Source organism: Mariniflexile aquimaris (assembly GCF_042676825.1).
GTDB classification, from domain to species: domain Bacteria; phylum Bacteroidota; class Bacteroidia; order Flavobacteriales; family Flavobacteriaceae; genus Mariniflexile; species Mariniflexile aquimaris.
This window is the reverse complement of sequence record NZ_JBHTIB010000040.1, coordinates 25,575-47,149: the sequence shown is the minus strand read 5'-3', so window position 1 is coordinate 47,149 and position 21,575 is coordinate 25,575. Positions and strand designations below refer to the sequence as shown.

General features: G+C 34.8%; 12 protein-coding genes. 2 read left to right on the top strand and 10 right to left on the bottom strand.

All coding sequences use genetic code 11. From position 1 onward, the window contains the following. Positions 1-133 precede the first annotated feature (133 nt). The 5 genes from ACFQ0I_RS17260 to lysA all read right to left on the bottom strand — a co-directional run bounded on the left by ACFQ0I_RS17260 (position 134) and on the right by lysA (position 6,542). Positions 134-1,081: a nuclear transport factor 2 family protein gene (locus tag ACFQ0I_RS17260; RefSeq protein WP_379944238.1), complete on the bottom strand. Its 948-nt coding sequence runs from the start codon at positions 1,079-1,081 to the stop codon at positions 134-136. Between the two features lie 42 nt (positions 1,082-1,123). Further along, on the bottom strand, positions 1,124-2,062 hold the full coding sequence (locus ACFQ0I_RS17255; RefSeq protein ID WP_379944237.1) for an NAD-dependent epimerase/dehydratase family protein: 939 nt from the start codon (positions 2,060-2,062) through the stop codon (positions 1,124-1,126). A 407-nt stretch (positions 2,063-2,469) separates the two neighbouring features. Further along, a complete protein-coding gene (locus ACFQ0I_RS17250) occupies positions 2,470-3,210 on the bottom strand; it encodes a LytR/AlgR family response regulator transcription factor (RefSeq protein WP_379944236.1) in 741 nt (246 codons plus the stop codon). Next, the gene (locus tag ACFQ0I_RS17245) at positions 3,211-5,055 is read right to left on the bottom strand and encodes a tetratricopeptide repeat-containing sensor histidine kinase (RefSeq protein ID WP_379944235.1); all 1,845 of its coding nucleotides are present in this window, start codon (positions 5,053-5,055) and stop codon (positions 3,211-3,213) included. It abuts the gene before it with no gap. A gap of 251 nt (positions 5,056-5,306) precedes the next feature. Further along, a complete protein-coding gene (gene lysA / locus ACFQ0I_RS17240) occupies positions 5,307-6,542 on the bottom strand; it encodes a diaminopimelate decarboxylase (protein WP_379944234.1) in 1,236 nt (411 codons plus the stop codon). Positions 6,543-6,741: 199 nt separating this feature from the next. On the opposite strand from lysA, the gene sucC reads away from it, so the two are divergent. After that, the gene (gene sucC / locus ACFQ0I_RS17235) at positions 6,742-7,932 is read left to right on the top strand and encodes an ADP-forming succinate--CoA ligase subunit beta (protein WP_379944233.1); all 1,191 of its coding nucleotides are present in this window, start codon (positions 6,742-6,744) and stop codon (positions 7,930-7,932) included. Between the two features lie 45 nt (positions 7,933-7,977). On the opposite strand, the gene ACFQ0I_RS17230 is transcribed toward sucC, so the two are convergent. Then, entirely contained in the window at positions 7,978-8,340 is a 363-nt protein-coding gene (locus ACFQ0I_RS17230; RefSeq protein ID WP_379944232.1) for a DUF1456 family protein, read from the bottom strand. 360 nt (positions 8,341-8,700) lie between these two features. On the opposite strand from ACFQ0I_RS17230, the gene ACFQ0I_RS17225 reads away from it, so the two are divergent. Next, on the top strand, positions 8,701-9,108 hold the full coding sequence (locus tag ACFQ0I_RS17225) for a TerB family tellurite resistance protein (protein WP_379944231.1): 408 nt from the start codon (positions 8,701-8,703) through the stop codon (positions 9,106-9,108). Positions 9,109-9,181: 73 nt separating this feature from the next. Here the strand turns inward: ACFQ0I_RS17225 and uvrB are convergent, their stop codons facing one another. The 4 genes from uvrB to ACFQ0I_RS17205 all read right to left on the bottom strand — a co-directional run bounded on the left by uvrB (position 9,182) and on the right by ACFQ0I_RS17205 (position 21,563). After that, a complete protein-coding gene (gene uvrB, locus ACFQ0I_RS17220; protein ID WP_379944230.1) occupies positions 9,182-11,185 on the bottom strand; it encodes an excinuclease ABC subunit UvrB in 2,004 nt (667 codons plus the stop codon). 235 nt (positions 11,186-11,420) lie between these two features. Next, positions 11,421-13,766, bottom strand: coding sequence for a T9SS type B sorting domain-containing protein (locus tag ACFQ0I_RS17215; protein WP_379944229.1), 2,346 nt, complete (start codon positions 13,764-13,766; stop codon positions 11,421-11,423). A 57-nt stretch (positions 13,767-13,823) separates the two neighbouring features. Then, positions 13,824-18,713 (bottom strand): T9SS type B sorting domain-containing protein, encoded by a 4,890-nt coding sequence (locus ACFQ0I_RS17210; protein WP_379944228.1) that lies wholly within the window; start codon positions 18,711-18,713, stop codon positions 13,824-13,826. Positions 18,714-18,839: 126 nt separating this feature from the next. After that, positions 18,840-21,563 carry a T9SS type B sorting domain-containing protein gene (locus ACFQ0I_RS17205; RefSeq protein ID WP_379944227.1) on the bottom strand — a complete coding sequence of 908 codons (2,724 nt, stop codon included), beginning with the start codon at positions 21,561-21,563 and terminating at the stop codon, positions 18,840-18,842. Positions 21,564-21,575 lie beyond the last annotated feature (12 nt).

Below are 21,575 nucleotides of genomic sequence, written 5' to 3'. Positions count from 1 at the left end.
TGTGTGTTTAGATTATTGAGAAATCATCTACCTATAAGGCTGTAAAAAAAGCAGCCCAAATACCCTAAGATAAATTAGTTTTTAATTGATTTAATTTACTTAAGGATTTGGGTAACCTTTAATTGTAATTAGCTTACTTAGCACTTAATAATGACTGACTGTAATAAGCCATTTCGGCAACGATTTTTCCATCGGCATCGAAGCTATTACTAAAATGGAAAGGAACAGTAAGTTTCTTTTTATCCGATTTACGTATTAAGTGGTAGTTCCACCATGAAAGTACTTCACGACCATTACCCATTTCGTACTCTAAATAATCAGGATATCCAATCATATCGATACTAACTATTTCATAATCATCTAGAAACTTTTTCCAGATTGGTGTTATTTCGGCTTTGGTAAGCGATTTCCCAAATTCAGTATTAATATCAGAGAATTTGGCATCATCGCTATAAAAGCTCATGGTTTTATCTAAGTCGCCATTTTCGTAAGCATAGGTAAGTTTACGAACCGTGTTTATATTGTCGTGGTGGTTGTAAATGGTGCCATTGGTTCGGTTAACATAACTGCTACCAATTTCATCTGGGATACTGTTGTTAATGTAATTAATTATGGTTTGTATTTTATTGTTTTTGTTTACTACAAACAGTTTATGGGTAGGCATATTTATTTTTACACCTGTTTTTTTATGCACCCCTTTTAAATCTTCCCAGGTTTGTACCCAAACCACATCTTTTTGATTACTTTCTTTATATTCTAAGGCATCGGGATAGGCGCCTTTTGTGCGTGTAATAGAAAAATAATCTAACGCATCAGCCCAACCTTTTGCGCTTTTTGCAAACGATTCTTTGTCTTGTCCTTTGTCATTAGTGTTAACGCTTACACCATTAAATGATTTAAAATCATCTGCTAAAAAACTAGCAACTTTTTCTGAATCACCACTTACAAAAGCTTTGGTCATATTTTCAACTACTGCGATTGCAGGATGATCAATATAAATCGTTCCGTTGGCTTTTTTCTGGCCATAGGTTATAAATAAACTTGTTAGGGCGATTACAAATAATAATGTTTGTTTTTTCATTGTTTTGGTTTTTAGTTAATAAATAGCATTTATTTTGTCAGATTAGTTCGTAAATTGATTTAATGAAGTTTTAACGGATTGTATTGATAAACCCAGTTCGTGTTTTGCCATTTTGTTTTGGTAAATTATTTTGGGCGTATGTTTAGGGTTTTGATTGTTTAGCATGAGTGTAACGTCTGACACTGGATAAGTTTCACTACTTAACAAATAGTTTTTTCCATGTAATTGTGATGTAGTGGCGGCTTTGTAAACTGCTTCTGCCACATCTTTCACGTCTATCATTGCTAATTCTATATCTGTGTCATAAAACATCTGTATGAAAGGATTAGGCGCGATTTTATTTTTAAATAAAAATTGTATGCCAGTAGATGTCGAATCTTCTCTATTGGATAGTGATTTGCCCATCACCATTACTGGTGAAACACTGGTAATTTCAAAGTCAAGATTCGGGTTATTTTTAATGAAGTTGTTTACCGTTTGATTAGCTATAAATTTAGCCTGTGCGTAAGGATGACTTTCTTCGCTTATAAAAGGCGTGTCGTTTTCACTAAATGTATCGTTGGGAGTTTTGCCACCTGCAGGCAAAGGGAAATTGGTGTTCCAAGCAGCGACTGATGCTATGAAAACAGCTTTTTCAATGGAAGGTGTATTCTTCAGCACTGCTAAGAAATTTTCAGTGCCTTTTATGGTCGGGTCGAATAACTCTAATTTCGGATCTTTAAAATCAAGTTGAAAAGGTGTGCCGCCATGAACAATAATATCGCAATCTTTTACAAATTCTTCTATTTGTTTTTTATCCTCTACATTAAGTTCACTAATATGTAAATGATCTGCATGGTTGAGTTCCATGAGATGCTTGTATTTTTCCTGATTTGCAATATTTGTTGTAGATACTTTTACATCAAAACCAGTTTCTAAAAACCGTTTGGTGATATGGCTTCCTATAAAGCCAGCGCCGCCAATAATACCTGCTTTTTTCATAAAATATCTTTTAGGTTAAAAAAACAGGCAGCTGGTAATAGTTATAGTGACTAACTTGTTCCCTCTTAATTTTTAAGATTGATTTTTTACTATTACCAATAATTCTCTCCCAAAAATACTGCCTGTTAAATAGTGCTTTTTAACCTCTCAAGTCTTCATTAAAAAGAAATTGCGAGGTTAAGGTATGGTTGGTTACCTATTTTGTTTTTATTTTAAAGACTTCATTAATAGTTATAATGATTAAACATTGCTTGTTGCTTAATAAGTATTACTTAGGGAATTAAGTCTAAGTAACTTATAATCAAGGTAAAATAAAAATGATTTAGGACGAAACGCGCGGTTTGCTGTCCGAATCTAGCTTTTTGTTTATCTAAGGCTTTTAATTAAAAAAAGGGAGGAAGTGATGCTTAAATGGTTTGTAAGCGGTTTAATAATTCTTCTTTTAAAGACTTACTTACTGGGATTGCTTTTTTGGCTATTACAATATGGCTTGTCGCTACTTCGTCTATCTGGGAGAGGTTTACAATGAAGGAGCGGTGTACTCTTATAAAATGTTTCTGTGGTAATTTTTCATCTAAATCTTTTAAGGTCATTACCAACAAATATTCTTTTATTTTTGAATAAATGCGGCAATAATTCCTTTCGGCTTCTATATATAAAATGTCTTTTATATCTACACGCACCATTTTTTCTAGATGCCGCACAAAAATACTGTCGCTTAATATAAAAGGATCGGTTTTATCGGTTGCTGTTGTACCTTGTCCATTTTCAGAGATTACTCTGTTTATGGTTAATTCTATGGCGCGCTCTAAATCTAATTTCTTGAATGGTTTAGAAATAAAGGCGTAAGGATGCGTTGTTTTTGCTCTGTTAAAATTTATTTCATCGGCGTTTGCGGTTAAATAGATTATGGGGATGTCGAACGTTTTTTGCATTATTTGAGCTGTTTCAATGCCATCGATATTCCCTTTTAGTGTAATATCTAAAAGCAGAATGTCTGGTTGGTTTTGCTCAATATGAACCAATGCTTCTTCGCCTTTAGATAAAATGCCAGTGACCTCATAACCCAGATTTGTAAGTAGTAACGAAATATTTGCAGCAATAATCATTTCATCTTCTACTATTAATATTTTAGTTTTTCGATTCATTTATGCTGCTTTATTTAATTTGAAATGAAATAGGACAGAAGTGCCGTTTGCAGTGTCTTCAGTCATTTCTCCATTAAGTTGTTGCGTTAATAATTTAATAAGTTGCAAACCAAATCCGGTACCTTTTGGTGCTAATCCTTTTGTTTTACCAATACCGTTATCGGCTACTTGAAGGGTAAGTGTTTCAGGAGATGTTTTTGATAGGCTAATAGAAATATGTCCAGATTTGTTTTCTGGAAATGCATATTTTAAGGCATTGGTTAAAAGTTCGTTAACAATTAAACCGATTGGGATGGCTGTGTCTATATCTAATTCGAGATGTTCCATAGCACATTCAATTTTAATTTTATTTTCTAAATTAAATGTGTCTAAAATGCCTTCTCCTAAATTTAGAAAGTAATCTTTCATTTCAACATGGCCTAAATTTTTACCTTGATATAGTTTTTGATGAATGATACCCATTGATTGTACTCGATTTTGGCTGGCTATCATGGCATCTTTTGTTACTGCATCTTCAATTTGTTCAGACTGTAATGAAATTAAACTTTTAACAAGTTCTAGGTTGTTTTTTACGCGGTGATGTATTTCTTTAAGCAGTAATTCGTTCTGTTTGTTTTTAGCTTCTAATAATTTATTTGTTTTTGTTCGTATGGAATAACTCTTATATCCAAATAACAAAAAACCTAAAAGTAAACTGGCAACACCAATACTTAGCCATTGCACCAGACGTTGTTGTGCAAGTTGTGTTTTTTGAGCGGCAATGGTGTTTTCTTTTTTTTCTGAGTCATATTTTGCCAAAAGGCTCGACATGGTTTTATCACTTTCTATTTTTGCAGTGCTATCGCGCATTATACGGGCTTTCTTTTGATATTCTAAAGCCAAAGGATAATTACCAAGTTTTTCATAAATAGTACTAACATGCCCGTAATTTTCTGTTAAGTTACTTAAATCGTTATCTTCTTCTTGAAATTTTACGGTTTGCAGTTGGTATTTTAAGGCTTCTTGGTAATTGCCCGTTAAGAGATTAATTTCACCTAAATTGGCGGTTACCGTGGCATAGGCATTTCTATAATTTGTTTGTTGCGAAAGTTTTAAAACATGTTCATAATCCATTAAAGCTTCAGAATATCGCCCCAGTCTTTTAAGCGCATTTCCGCGGTTATTTAAGAAATCGCACATGCTTATGGGGTTAAAGTTGAGTGCTTTAGCTAAGGTAAGTGCCTTATTAAAATAATTGTATGATTCTTTATAGTTGCCCATGCCAATGGCAGCACTTCCTGCATTAGTCAAGCTATAAACTAGTTCTTCGTTTAACTTATGCTTTTTACAAAAGGTAATGTTTTTTAACGCGTAGTCTAATGCTTCCTGATAGCGTTCTTGTCTGTATAAATCTTCAGAAATGCGTGTGTTGGCACCTGCTATACCCGCTTTATCATTTATAGATTCCATAAGATTTAGTGCTTTTAAATCGCATTGCATGGCGTTTTCTAAAAGCCCTCGTTTTTTATAAACCCAGCCAATTTTAAATAGCGTAGTAGCTTGCCCTTTTTTATCCTGACTGGATGTATATCCATTTAATGCCTTATCAAAGTGATATGAAGCTGAATCGAGTTCCAGAAGGTTGGCATGGATTCTACCTTTCATTTCATGAAACTTTGGTTGCCAGTTAATAAATTCAGATTTATTGGCAAATTTTACCGCTTTTCTTGCGTAAACAAGTGCGCTTTTGAAATCTGAATTCGAGGCAGTCGCAATAATTTCTTCGAGTAATGCTAAGGATTTGCTGTTGTTTTTTTCGTTGTTAAGCAACAGTTCTAAACTGTCTATTGCCGAATGTTGAGCCATAGAAACACAAGAAAAGAGTAATATAACAGTAGTTATAAAGTTTTTTTTAAAGTAGAATGTAAACTTTGGAATTAGCATGAAGTCTTTCTTAATTTATTATTCAGCTTTAAAAAGACTCAGGGAAATATCTAGTAATATTATGTAAAAATATGATTATTAACAAATAATATGAATATTATTCATAAAATTATATGTAAAGAAAAAAAATGCTCAACAAAAGTTGAGCATTTTAAAGACTTTAATAATTTGGCTTATTTAACCAATTCTTTATTTTTTTTTGGTGAAAAATCGACTTCTATTTGATTGTTTATAATATCATCAAACGTCTCTCTTTTTCTTATAAGGTGTGCTTTGTCTTTATACCATAAAACCTCTGCTGGTCGGAATCTTGAGTTGTAATTGCTTGCCATAGAAAAACAGTAAGCGCCGGCGTTTTTAAATTGCAGAATATCACCTTCGTTAATTTCATTAATACGTCTGTTGTTTCCAAAAGTATCTGTTTCGCAAATGTAACCTACTACTGTATAAAAACGTTCGCGTCCTTTCGGGTTTGAAATATTTATAATTTCGTGGTGAGAACCGTAAAACATAGGTCTTATTAAATGATTAAACCCAGAATCCACTTGTGCAAAAACGGTAGAAGTTGTTTGTTTTATGGCGTTTACCTTTGTTAAAAAGCTTCCAGATTCACTAACTAAAAACTTTCCAGGTTCGAAAGCTAGGGTTAAATCTTTACCATATTCTTTACAAAACGCATTGAATTTAGCAGATAATTTTTCTCCTAATTCTTCAATATTTGTTTCAATATCTCCTGGTTTGTAAGGCACTTTAAATCCAGAACCAAAATCTATAAAATCTAAATTTTTGAATTGTTTAGCAGTTTCAAATAATATTTCGCTGGCATAAAGAAACACTTCAATATCTAAAATATCACTACCCGTATGCATATGGATACCGTTAATTCTCATTTTAGTATTTTCAACAATACGCAAAATATGAGGTATTTGATGAATAGATATACCAAATTTAGAATCGATATGGCCCACAGAAATATTGGCATTACCACCCGCCATTACATGCGGATTGATACGAATACAAACAGGCGTGTTTGGGTGTTTCGTACCAAATTGTTCTAGTATTGATAAATTATCGATATTAATTTCAACACCTAATTTAGCTGCTTCTTCAATTTCAGATAATGACACACCATTTGGTGTAAAAATAATTTGTTTTGGTTGAAAACCGGCTGCTAAACCTAGTTGAACTTCTTGAATAGAAACGGTGTCAATGCCAGATCCTAAAGTGTTAAAAAGTTTTAATATCGATATATTTGATAAGGCTTTAACAGCATAATTTATTTTAAGACTTTTTACGCTTTTAAAAGCATTAGTAAGTCTTTTGTATTGAGATTCAATTTTTTCGGCATCATAAACGTAAACCGGACTTCCAAAATCTTGTGCAATTTTCAGCAATTGATTTTCCAACATAATTTTCAAATTTTCGTCAAAGATATTTCTTTAGAATAAATAAAAAAGAAATAAATTAAAAATTACACAAATTAAACAAAATGTTAATTATATAACAAATTAAATTTCTTTCATATAAAATGGCAGTTTTCATAATTAAATATTAGGGTAAGTTATCATGATTATTTACATTTGCCCAACTATAACGATTTAGCTCATTATGAATTTACACGAATATCAAGGCAAAGAAATATTAAGCAGTTTTGGAGTGCGTATACAACGAGGTATTGTTGCTCAAAATGCTCAAGACGCAGTAGTTGCTGCAAAACACTTAACATCAGAAACAGGTACAAGTTGGTATGTTGTAAAAGCACAAATACATGCCGGTGGTCGCGGTAAAGGTGGCGGTGTAAAACTTGCTAAAAACCTTCAAGAAGTTGAAGAAATCGCAGGACAAATAATAGGAATGAATCTTATTACACCACAAACTTCTGCAGCGGGTAAAAAAGTGCATCAAGTTTTAATAGCTGAAGATGTTTATTATCCAGGTGAAAGTGAAACGAGTGAGTTTTATATGTCGGTATTATTAAACAGAAGTACGGGTCGTAACATGATTATGTATTCTACCGAAGGTGGTATGGACATTGAAACTGTTGCCGAAGAAACACCACATTTAATATTTACCGAAGAAATAGATCCGACTGTTGGGTTATTGCCATTTCAGGCGAGACGCATCGCTTTTAATTTAGGATTATCTGGTAATGCTTTTAAAGAAATGACAAAATTTGTGTCTAATCTTTATACGGCTTATGTAAAATCTGATTCATCTTTATTCGAAATCAATCCGGTTTTAAAAACAAGTGATAATAAAATATTAGCAGTTGATGCTAAAGTTACCATCGATGATAATTCACTTTTCAGACATAAAAACTATGTTGATTTGCGCGATGTGCGCGAAGAAAGTGCCATTGAAGTGGAAGCTGGAGAACTTGGTTTAAATTATGTTGATTTAGATGGTAACGTAGGCTGTATGGTAAACGGTGCCGGATTAGCCATGGCAACCATGGATTTAATTAAACAAGCAGGTGGTGAACCAGCAAACTTTTTAGATGTTGGAGGTACTGCTGATGCTGCGCGTGTAGAAGCGGCTTTTAAAATCATCTTAAAAGATCCAGCGGTAAAAGCAATACTTATAAATATTTTTGGTGGTATTGTTCGTTGCGACCGTGTAGCGCAAGGTGTTATTGATGCTTACAAAAACATGGGGACTATTAATGTGCCAATTATTGTGCGTTTACAAGGAACCAATGCAGATATCGCTAAAGAATTAATTGATAATTCTGGATTAGCTGTGTTGAGTGCAACAGAATTTCAGGAAGCTGCCGATAAAGTGCAACAAGTATTAGCGTAATAATTTCTGCAGAAGCAGCAATCTTAATATAAAAAAAGAGCAACGTTATTCGTTGCTCTTTTTGTTTGTTTTAGAATGTAATAAACTTTTCTTTTTTAGATTCTTTTTAGGTTGCGCTTTCGCGGAAGGGTCGCCTTTTTCAAAACCAGGTTTCGGATTTGGTTTAGATTTAGCCTGCGAATTTTTTTCAGGCATGGGACCTCGTAAATGGATTACCAGTCCGTTTAAAAAGTTTCGCAATATCTGATCGCCACATTCCATATATTTTGGATGGTCTTCACTTCTAAAAAAAGCACCCAATTCACTTTTCGAAATTCTGAAATCTACGAGCTCTAAAATCTTAACAATATCATCATCGCGCAGCTTTAACGCCACACGTAATTTTTTTAAAATATCATTGTTTGTCATAAAATTATTTTAAACAGAATATAAGGTTGCCGTTTATCGATAATGCCATCAACCGACACCAATTCTAGCGTTTTTGAAATTTTTGTAAAGATACCTTAAAAATACCTTTTAATTATTATAAAAAAATGATTATTTGCGTTTTTTAACTTGTTGAAAATCAGTAATATAAAATAAATTTGATTTATTATCTATTCACCAATTATGTTAAGAAATTACAGTTTTAAAAGTCATTTTTGAGATGAAATAATTAAATTTCACGACCAAATACCTGCGGGTTTTCGATAAGTTGCCCGATATCTACGATTATTAAATTACTCTTGTGCGTATCTTTATAATGTTAATTACTTAATCCCTCAAGACATGATTAATAGAGTAGAAAAACTAAGTCTACTATCCGAAATGATAGCATTCGCAAAATACGACAAAGACCTCAAAAACATAGAATATAACTTTTTACTTGGAGTTGCTAAGCAGTTAGAAATTTCACGAGAAGATTTTGATTATTTAATAGAACACCCTATAAACTATATACATTTAAAATCTCATAGCGAGCGCATTGTACAGTTTCACCGTTTGGTTTTACTAATGAATATAGATAGTGAAAGTGCAAACAACCATAAAAATGTTATTAAACTTTATAATTTTGGATTACGCATGGGTTTAAGCCATGAATCTATAAGTAAAGTTTTGTATTTAATGGAAAGTTTTCCGAATAAGATTGTACCGCCTGATGTATTGATTGATATTTTTAAAACACAATATAATTGAAAATTAGTCTCTCAGTTTTTAATACTACTATGTTTTAATTTCTAATCTGCTTAGGTTATAGAAAAGCTAAAAGTTAAACTTTTAGCTTTTCTAGTTTATTCTGGTAACTTTTTATCTCATCACGCAATTTAGCAGCCACGATAAAGTCTAATGCTTTAGCGGCTTCTTCCATAAGTTTCCGTTTCTCACGAATTTTCTTTTCTAACTCCGGTTTACTTAAATAGTCACTTTCTGGTTCGGCAGCTTTTCTGGCTTCCAGTTCGTAGCTATAGGTACTAATGGAATTTTTAGAAAGCGCATTGTCCAGACTTTTATTTAATGCTTTGGGTGTGATGTTGTGTTTTGTGTTGTAGGCTATTTGTTTTTCGCGTCTGTAATTGGTTTCGTCAATAGTTTTTTGCATGCTGTTTGTTATTTTATCTGCATACATAATGGCTTTACCGTTTAGGTTTCTAGCGGCTCTACCAACGGTTTGGGTAAGTGAACGCGCCGAACGTAAAAAACCTTCTTTATCAGCATCTAAAATGGCTACTAAAGATACTTCAGGTAAATCTAACCCTTCACGAAGTAAGTTAACCCCAACTAAAACATCAAACAATCCTTTACGTAAATCTTGCATGATTTCTACACGCTCTAAAGTGTCCACATCACTATGAATATATCTACATCGAATTTGAATTCTTTCTAAATATTTCGTCAATTCTTCGGCCATACGTTTCGTAAGCGTTGTAACTAAAGTACGTTCATCTTTTTCTACCCGTTGCTGAATTTCTTCAATTAAATCGTCAATCTGGTTTAAGCTAGGGCGAATTTCTATCACCGGATCTAACAATCCGGTTGGACGAATGACTTGCTCCACATAAATACCATCCGATTTTTTAAGCTCGTAATCGGCAGGCGTCGCACTCACATAAATCACTTGGTTTTGAATCGCCTCAAATTCTTCGAATTTTAGCGGACGATTGTCCATAGCGGCGGGCAATCTAAATCCGTATTCTACTAAGTTTTCCTTTCTGCTTCTATCGCCACCATACATGGCATGCACTTGTGAAATGGTAACATGACTCTCGTCGACTACCATTAAATAATCTTCAGGAAAATAATCTAATAAGCAGAATGGTCGCGTTCCGGGTTGGCGCCCATCTAAATAGCGCGAATAGTTTTCGATACCAGAGCAATAGCCTAATTCGCGAATCATTTCCAAGTCGAATTCGGTACGTTCTTTAAGGCGTTTGGCTTCTAAATGTTTCCCGATTTCTTTAAAATAATCGTGTTGTTTTACCAAATCGTCCTGAATTTCTTTAATAGCTCCTTGCAACACATCGGGCGATGTTACAAACATATTTGCTGGGTAAATTGTGAGTAAATCGTACTTTTCTATCACCTGATTGGTTTCAATGTTGAACGACTCCATATCTTCAATTTCGTCGCCAAAAAAGTGAATTCTAAACGCATCATCGGCATAACTTGGAAAAATATCCACGGTATCACCTTTAATTCTGAAGTTTCCGTGATTAAATTCACCTTCGCTACGCGAGTACAAACTTTGCACCAGTTGATGTAATAATTTTGTTCGTGAAATAATTTGATCGCGTTTTAGCGTGATGACATTTTTTTGAAATTCAACCGGGTTTCCAATACCATAGATACAAGAAACGGAAGCGACTACCAACACATCTCTGCGGCCAGAAAGTAGGGAAGAGGTGGCGCTTAAACGCAGTTTTTCAATTTCATCGTTTATCGATAAATCTTTTTCTATATAAACGCCCGAAACCGGAATGTATGCTTCGGGTTGGTAATAATCGTAGTAGGACACAAAATATTCTACCGCGTTATTGGGGAAGAATTGCTTGAATTCGGAGTATAATTGAGCCGCCAACGTTTTGTTGTGGGCTAACACAAGTGTTGGTTTTTGAACTTCCTGGATTACGTTAGCTACTGTAAACGTTTTTCCAGAACCTGTTACACCTAAAAGGGTTTGATATTTTTCATTAGAGCGAATTCCAGCAACTAATTGTTTAATAGCTTCTGGTTGATCGCCGGTAGGACTAAATTCCGATTCAATCTTAAATTTCATATGCTTTTAAATACCTAAAGTATTTTAAGTGTCTAAATTACTTAAAGTTGTTGGAATGTGAAATTTAAGCGGATTAATTTTGAAATTTATGTGGTTGATAATCGTGGTTTTTGAATTGGTAAGTCACATTACTGACATGGCGCGTTAGGGGTAGAAGCGGCATCCTTTTGGTTTTCTAAAAAACCAAAAGATATAGCTGATAACCCGACCTGCAAGGGAACGCCCAAATAATGTTTTATCGTTTTAAGGTAAAGTGTCCGCTGTAAACTCTTCCGTCTTCTAAAATAACTTTAAACCAATAATCGTCTGTTGGCAATATTTTACCATTAAAAGTACCGTCCCAACCAATCGAGTTAGCGGCTAATTGTTTTATTAATTTCCCATAGCGATCGTAAATAAAAATGATGCTATTTGGTTGATTGTTAGTGTTTAGTCCTTTTATTTGCCAATAATCGTTAAAACCATCGTTGTTTGGAGTAAAATATTTTGAATGACCTATCACTGAGATATCGATAGTGGTAATTCCGCAAATAGAATTTTGAATGTAAATGGTGTAAAAACCGGGTTTTACGTTATTAAAAACAGGTTCAGATTGGTAATCTATAAAGGAAGAACCCACTTCTCTTAAGGCAAATTCGTAAGTGCCGTTACCTAAATTTGAAGTATTGATTGTTACGGAATTGTTTTCTGAAAGCTCGACAACACTCACATCGTTTTGGGTAATGGTTGCTTTTTCTGAAGCAGTCACAATTATATTTCTACTAGCCGAACACGTGTTGGAAAAAGTAACTAAAACTGTGTAAATTCCGGTTTCGTTAATGGAAATAGATTCTGATGTGGCAGCCAAAGCTACATTATTTAAAAACCATTGGTACGTTGGATTGTTTCCTGTGCCATTTAACAATCCGGAATTTAAAGTAATTGCTAGTGGGTAGCTATTTAAGCAATATAGTATTTCTTCTTCGGGTAAAAGTTGCGGGGGTGTGTTGACATTTAAAGTGATGCTTGTAAATAATTCGCAAAAAACATCTTTGGCTTTTACGTATATGTTTTGCGTAAAGGCGGATGTATTAATATACGAATCGCTTAATTGATTGGTATGGTTGGCTGCATCGCTATAGGTACTGTAAAATGTAATTGGGACATTTTGTGATACTTCGGGTTGAATTTGAAGGCGCAGTTCATTTAAATTAAAAGAGGTGTAGCCATCGCCATCATCATCACAAGCGTCAAAAGTTGTAATGCTTGAATTGGTGTAATTTGCTCGTAATGTTAATGTTTCTACGGCAAAACATCCATAGTCGTTTTCTAGTCTAGCAAATACAACTTGCATTGGTGTTGTATTAATAAAGCTATTAGGATTCGGGATTGGGTTGATATTTTGAGTTGCATCATTCGCGGTTAAAAAATAATTGACAACCTGTAATAACGGATTGCCTGGAAGCGTAAAATAAGGATCGACTACATGTAAATCGAAAAAGGTTATTCCATCGGTATCATTATCGCAAAAATCTAAAAAACAAGGGGTTGTTTGGAGGCTTGAAGCGTATTCAATATTAATTTCACCATAAGAAATGCAGCTGCCCTGCAAGGTAACTTCAACATTGTATGTGCCTGCATCAACAACTGTGTAGGTATTATTGGTTTCTCCAATAATTTCAATGCCATTTTTAGACCATTTGTATGAGGTGGCATTCGTTTGAAAAGCGTCAAGTACTAATGTTTCATTATCACAGAGTGGATTATTAGTAGCTATTAATCTGTCTGCACCCAAATCGGTACTAAATTTAAAACTGCCAGCTTCTAAAAAAACGGCGGAATCGTAGCGGTAATTCTGCTCGTCTGCAATAACAAGTTTTACATGGTAGGTTTCGTTAGGAATCGTATTGGCAGTTGCGGTGAGTATGGCGGTTTGTCCGTTAAAGTTTATGGGTGCCGTGGAGTTATTCCAGCTACCAAAATAAGTCTGGTTTTGTTCTTGACAACCATTAGGAATATCGGGGTGAACGGTGGTTACTTTTACAGGGGTTTGTGTATTGGGAATTAATGCGATGTTGGTGTATTGGGTGTCACCCACCTTTTTGATAAGAAAGCCGAATAAATCGGAATATTTACAAGTATTGGCGTTATTTATTCGATATTCTTCCGAAGCAAAAATATATCTAAAACTAATTTGCGAAGCTTCCGATGTAAAATCAAATTCTATAATAGTGGCGTTGGTGGTATTATTTTCGTTTAAAATAGCTTCTAAATCGGCATCACCACCCCAATTTAAGGCATTATCGTCGCTTAATGATGTGTTTGGGCCTTGCACGTTTGATAATTTTCCTGTGCTTAAAACGATGCCACTTTGGAACGGAAATGAACTTCCGTTGGCATTAAAATATCCATAGCTTTGGTCTGTACCATTAAAATTTCCCCCAATTACGTTGGTAACATTAACATTGGTAATACAGCTGCTATTAATTAAAATATCTTCAATGAGTTGTTGCGGGGAATAGGTTTGACTATCAACTTGAACATTTTGAGTGTAAAAATTCAATGAGAATAGAAAACAAATATAGAAGACTAAGTGTTTCATTTATACTAAATAGCTGGTCAAATATAATTGTTTTTAGCTGTTTTGTTTGTTATAAAATTATCGCTTCAATGAAAAATGACCTTTAACATCGAATGAATTACCATTTTGCTTCACTTTTGCAACAAACCAATAGTCGTCTGAAGGCATATTTTCGCCATTAAATGTGCCATCCCAACCTATAATGGAATCGGGCAAGGTTTTAAGTAATTTGCCATAGCGATTATAAATATAAACCACCGTTCCGGGAAGTTGTTCGATGCCTACAATGTGCCAAGTATCAAACGTGCCATCATTATTTGGTGTGAAAAATTTAGGAATATCAATTACAACCACTTCTTTTGTTACATCGTCACAACCATTTAAATCTCTTATGGTTACCAAATGAACACCAAAAGTTACATTGTTAAATACATTAGAAGTTTGCGGTTCGCCATCATCTAAAATATAAACATAATCACCTATACCACTTACGTCGACCGTTATGCTATTAGGATCAGCAAAATCTACTGTTGTTGTAAAATTAATGGTGGCCACTTCCGATTCAATTACGGTAAACGACTTAGTAAAAGAACAATCGTTAGAAATGATATGAGGTGTGGTAGCTGTAACCCAGTAATTGCCAATTTCTGAGGCGTCGTTTAATATTATTTGAGCAGTTGTTGCTCCGGTAGACCACAAATAAGTGTCGTTTGGATTTCCGGTGTAGGCATCAATGACTAAAGGCGTATTATCATTACAAAAAGGAACCAAATCGTTTATCGGAATAACAGGAAGTGGGTCAACACGGGTAGCAAATTCTGTGGTATCGTAACATTCTGTTGCGTTATTTTCAAGCCTTACATATATAATTTCTCCATTTGTGGCGTCGTGTAAAGTATTTAAAGGATTTGCTTTATTCTGGGCATCGGTTAACGAACTGTGATAAGTAAGTGTATAGTCGCTTGAATTCTGACTTCCCAGTATGATGCTTGCGTTCGCAGAGAGGTCGAATTCAAAGAAACCGTCGAAATCATCATCGCAAGAAATTAAATCTGGGGCATTATTAGCCACTGGATTTGGGTTTATTTGTAGCACGAATGAAGGCGTAATAACACAGCCAGTTATGTTATTGGAAACTCTAACAAAAAGAGTATGCGAACTTGCGGTATAATTGTACGTGTACGGCAGTGCGTTGGTATTAGTGTCTGCGTCATTTTGTGTGTTATGATACGAAATTGTAATATCCGTAGGATCGTTTACAATCATGGCATCTACCAATTGCAAATCGTAGATGTCGGTATCATTATCACAAATTTCTATGGTGCCTACAGTATTTGTTGGTGGTGGAAGATGTACCTGAAGTTCTAAAGGAATAACGCTAAAACAACCTGTTAATGTGTTTGCGACTTTAATATAAACGGTTTGAGTGTTTGAAATGAAAGAGGTAGGATTTGAAATTTCATTCGAATTATCTAAGCCATCATTTTGATTGATATCGTTTAAATTTTCAAAATAATTTATAATAAGATTGCTTTTAACTCTATCGTTAATATCAAAATCGGCATTTTCTAAATTAAAAGGTGTAAATCCATCGTAATCGGTATCACATGCAATTAAAGGTGCTTTTACTTCCGAAATATCTGGAGCTGCAATAATATTGATGCCTAATTCTTCTATGACATAGCAAAAAGAATCGTTGCTCTCTATTCTAACATAGAGTGTTTGCGGATTGGTTGCATTGGTGTATTGTGCTGGTAACGGACTTGATTTTGATTCGGCTTGTGTACGCGTCAAATGGAATGAAATATTTAAATTATCGGTTGAACCTTGCGCAATTTCATTTCGCTTATCAGTTAAATTGAAGGTGTTTTTACCATCATTACTCGCGTCATCACATACCAAATAATCTATTATAGGACTGTAAATAGGGTCTGGTGATACTTGCATTATAAATGATGAGGTTGCAGAACAACTAGGGTCGGTTATATTTTCAACTCTCACGTAAACGGTTTGCGGACTGGTTTTGTTCACATAATTTAAGTTTTTATCTATCGGGATAGTAAAAGCAGCATCTTCAAAATAATACACTTCTTTACCTGTTTGTCCGTTTAAAATTTCGGCATCTTTTTCGGATAATAAAAAGTTAGCATAGATATCGCCATCGTCTTCGCATATCTGGTAATTGCTTATAGCAGGAATATTAGGTAAGGTATTTACAATAACCTGCAATGGTACGATGGCATAACAGCCTGTTGCAGATATGGCATCTGCCACTCGAATGTAGACCGTTTGTGTATTTGCGTTATAGGATGTGGTATTTTGAATCGGATTGACGACTGTCATCGAGTCGGCATCACTAAACGAGGTGTGAAAACTTATATTTAAACCCGTTGTACTCGAAACCACTTCCGGAATTTTAGCATCTAAATTAATAATTGAAAATCCATCCTGGTCGTTATCGCAAATAATAATATCATTGGGTTGTGAGGCTGTTGGAGCTATTATTACTTCAATATCAAAAGAATTAACGGTATGGCAACCGGTGGCAATATTTTCGATGCGCGCAAATAAGGTTTCGGTAGCATTGGTATTCGTAAAAAAGGATATTTCGTTAGCGTTGGTTTCTGCATCTGTCGCACTTGTAAAATAAGTAGCGGCAAATGCTATATTACCATTAGTTACAAGATCGTCTAGCGTGTGTAAATCGATGTCAACAATGCCATCATCATTATCGTCACAGTAAGGTACAGGATCGGCGGGGTTGAATAATAAAATAGGATTTATCAATAAGGTAATATCGTCGTAATCCACACAGCCTGTATCGGTGTTTTCTAGTCGTATATAAAGCACTGTTGGACTTTCGGCTTCGTAATAAATATTTCTTGGTAATGCATTCGTGTCATTATCTCGGTCTAATTCGGTTTCATAAAATGTTACAGAAATAGGGAAGGGCAAATCGTTGGCAATATAAGCTTCCACCGTATTTAGATTAAATGCAAGGGTGTCGTTATTAATGGCGTTATCATCACACAAAGCATAATCACCTGTATCTGTTGCGGTTAGTAATAGGTTGGTATGGATTTCTAACGGAACAATAGAAGCGCAACCCGTCGCATTATCTTCAACTCTTACATAAATTGTTTGTTGTTCAAAATTTGTATTTTGATAACTGGTAGGGTTTTGAATAGCGTTGGAGCCTGAAACGGCATCATCATAGCTTTCATGAAAGCTGGAAGTAACACCAGTTAAACCATTTTCAATATCGTTTATAATTTGTGTTAAATCGAAAGTAGCAAAACCATCATGATCTTGGTCGCAGGCGTCTATATAACGCGTATCTCTGTCTACAATCGGACTTATGGTAACATTTACATTTAAGGTTGCCGAAGTGTTAACACAACCAGTTTGGGTATTAATGGTACGAATATAAACCGTGCTGGTTGGTGTGTTGGAATTGATATACGGCGAGACGATGGGATTAGTGCCATTGTTTGCATCGTTTTGAGTAGGGTGGTAGGATACCACTAAATTAGCTTGTCCGTTAATTATTTCTTCATCTTTATCAGTTAAATAAATAATAGCGTAGCCATCAGGAAAATCGTCGCTATCGCAAACTTCTAAATCGGTAGGATTTACAATGTTTGGAACTGCGTTTACTATTAAATTAAAGGTTGTATAAGCAAAACAATTACTATCTAAATCATCGATTCTTACATAAATTGTTTGAGGATTCGCGGTATTGGCAATAGGCGCTGTTATAGCATTAATATTACTTCTGGCATCAAAATCTGATAAATGATAGCTAAACGTAAAATTGGTAAAAGGTATATTGTTGACTAATTCTGCGCTTTTGGTAGATAAATCAAAAATTTCAGTACCGTTACCACTGGCATCATCACACAACGGATAATCTGTTATGGGACTTATAGGTTCTTCAGTGTTTAGAACTACTACAATTTCATCTTCTTCAACACAATTCATGCTATTAAAAGGCACGGATACTTCCACCTTATAAGTGCCGTTTTGAACAACACTTAGCGTTGGACTAATGGCACCTGGAATGAGCATTCCATTATTATACCAAGCATAAGAGGCAAGCGGATTTTGTATGTCGGCATCTAAAGTGGTCGAGCTTGCACATGTTGTAATGTCGGGGCCTAAATCTAAAATTTTAAAACTATTGCCTTCAATAAAAACAGCAGAATCCGATTCGTAATCGGTTTGGTCGGCTATTATTAATTTTATATGGTATTGTACGTTGGGAATTATGGTTGCCGAAGCGGTAAGCACCGTTGTTCTTCCATTATAGTTGGTGTCTGGATTACCATAAGAATCAAAATACTGGGCGTTTTGTGCGGGACATACGCCGTAAATTTCATTATGAATAGTGTTGGTATTTACAGGTGTTGAGGTGCCAGGTACTAAAGCTATATTTTGATAAGGTCCGGTGCTTCCCGTTGGTTTGATTAAAAAGACGAAGCCATCGGAGAATTGACATGGATTGATACCGAAATATTCTTCGGAAGCCAATAGGTAATTAAATTGTAATTGATTGGAAATTGATACAATATCAAACTCTATAGATGTTGCATTTAGCGTATTAGATATGCCAAGTGCCGTTTCTAAATCTGGGTCTGTTCCCCAGTTAGAAGCCCCTTCGCTAAGCGTTGGTGTTATGGTTCCGTTTCCTCCAGAAGCAGCATTTCCTGTAGAAAGCATAATCCCATTTTGAAAAGGAAAGTTAGAACTGCCTCGGTCAAAATAAGCATAACTAGAAAACCCACTAGAACTTCCGTTTACAGACGACGTAATATTAGTTATATCAACGCAACTGTTTTGTACTAAGTTATCTTCAATAAGTTGTTGTAAGCTTACAGAACTATCAACATTAATTTGTTGCGCGTACATAACACCGCAGCTCCAGATGAGGAGCATTGATACAATTGCGTTATGCAGGTGTTTTTTCACTTAACTTTATTTGGGTAATAAAAAGGAAGTTACATTTCCTTAATACAACCGTAAATTAGATATTATTTAGCTGACATGCAAAATAAATAGGGAGCGTGCATTTTAATTTCGATTTTCTGTATTCATTTAACGTTTTAACGCGAAATGATTTTTATAGATTCTTCCATCCTGAAGTTTTACCGAAAACCAATAATCATCGGTAGGTAAGATTTCACCATTAATTATTCCATTCCAGCCTTCGCTTAACGGACTTAATTCTTTCAATAATTTGCCATATCGGTCATAAATATGAATGATTGTATTGGGTTGAAATGCTTTTGAAACCCCGTAAACCTGCCATGTATCATTAAAACCATCACCATTTGGGGTGAAAAATTTAGGAAAACCTATTACGGATATTTGGTCGTTTATTATCCCACAATCGTTTTTAATATCTTTAACTGAAACTGTATAAAAACCGGGCTTTACATCTTCGAAAACAGAACTACTTTGAAAATCTGCATATACCGAATTGTTTTCATCGAGTAATCTGTATTCGTAACTCCCTTCGCCAGAAACTAATACGGCGACCGTATTGTTTTGTGAGGCATCTGTTATATTAAAACCATCAATAGTTGCAATGTTCGAAGCTTCAACCGTAATTATTCTGTCTTTGCTACAACCATCTGCCGAAGAAACCGTAACCGTATAGGTGCCCGGGTTATTAATTTGAATGTCGTAGGTGTTTTCACCAGTATACCAATTGTACGTGTAATTATTTGGCGAATCGTTAATAATTTCAGCATTAAGAGTAATGGTTTCTGGAAATTTATTTAAGCAATAATAGGTAGTACTTTTAGTTTCAATGTTTGGTAATTTATTAACTACCAAATTAACTTTAATGATGCCAAAGCAACTATTTGTATTTTCAACGCGGGCGTAAATGGTTTCAGAATATGGGCTTATATTTTTATAAGTTGTATTTAAAACATTTTGTTCTAAAAGCGCATCGTCGAAATTTTTATAATAATTTACTGCGTATATAAAATTATAATTAGACTGCATTTCGGAGGTAATGCTGTTTAAGTTGAAGGTGTTTAATCCATCTTCAGAGCCTATTTCATCGCATAATGGCGTTGGAGTAAAATCATTTATCTGGGTTGTAGTAACATTTAATGTAAGTACTGCCGTGTCATAGCAGGAAGTCTGTACATTATATACTTCAACATATAGTGGTTGTGGGTTATCGGCGTCGAAGCTATAAGAACTAGTATTAAGAATTTCATCAGTACGTGCCAAGTCTTTATAAAATCGGGCATTAAGTCCTGCTACATTTCCTGTAAGATAGCTTGTGGCTTGGGTTAAATTAAATCTAGTAAATCCACCAGGAATCCCATCTTCATCGCATTGTGTTAATGTGTAATCGTATGCCACCGGGTTTCTGTTATAGGTAACATAAGCAACACCTTCAAAGGTGCTGTCGCAATCCCCTGTATTAGGGTCTATAAATACTTTATAAAATCCGTCTTCCACAATTTCTAAGTCAAAATCAGACTCAGCTAACAAAACGTCGTTACGTGTCCATGTATATGTGGCTCCAGGAATATCGTCCGATTTCAATGTGTATTTGTCTCCATCACATAAAAATAACTCTGTTGATAATAATGTGGTGGTATTTCGAATGATATCAATTTTTTCTGAAAAGAAGGAGGTGATAAAAGGCGGTAAACCTTGTCTGGCATTATTGCTTAACGGGAAGCTATTGTTTGTGTAATTGCAAGCTGTTCCGATATTATTGGGAGCGTTTATAACAGATAAATAGGGCGAACCTTGATTGTAAGTTGAATTCATGGCTCTATATATTTTGCCATTCGGTCCTAATTGAAGTCCACCGCGGTAAGTTATTCTATGATCTATTACAACTTCACTATTGCTAATATTTGCTGAGGTTAAATCGTATTGCAATAGAGCGCCATACTGGGCAGAAACCGTATTTCCTTCATTTTGTGTTGTAGGATAATAAGTTGTTACGTATAATAATTCACTGCTTTGTGAAAACTCCACGCCATACGATATTTGTGGTTTCGAGCCATTAAGTGAAAAATTAATGGTGATAGGCGTCTCATTACTTATGATGCCTGTGGTTTTATCGAAATCATAAATATATAAGCCAGAAGACGCGTTCGAGCACACTAGTTTTGTGCCATCTGGCGACAACTTTAAATAGCCTCTAGAATCTTCTTTTAGTGTTGGAAATGTGGTGGCAACAGGTGTCGTGTTTAATCCTGTGCTACTAACTTCGTAGGCATAAAACGTGTTATTAAATCCGGAACCATTTGGCGCAAATGTAATTACCCAAATGGATTGACTAATACAATCTTTAACCACTGCAGTCACTTTTTCGGAACTTTCTTGAAGCAGATTGCTATTTTTTACTGTTACAGCTCCTAGTCCGCTATCTAGAGATAAATCGACAATAGAATAATTAAAGCCATAGTCTGGGTCGGTGTTAGAAACAGCCGTGTCAACCGTAAAAATATAATAAATATTTGAGTCTAGGGGTTTGGGAACTACAATAGCAGATTGTGTACTTGATGGATCTCCAAATAAACCATAACCATTAGACATGGTATTGTGGTTTTTGTTATAAACGGTAAGACCATCGGTATAGAATAATAAATTGCCATCGGCGTCTGATATTGTTGTGCAACCTTCAATGGTGCTTAATTGTCCGTTTGTTAATTCGGTTACGGTACCATTAGCGTTAAAGCGAATACCAGCATTATCTCCAAAGTACCAGTTAGAAGCTTCTTTCTGCCCGAAGCAAAGGATACTGCCCAAAAAGGCTAAAATTAGTAAGGGATTTTTCATTTTTTATAGCAC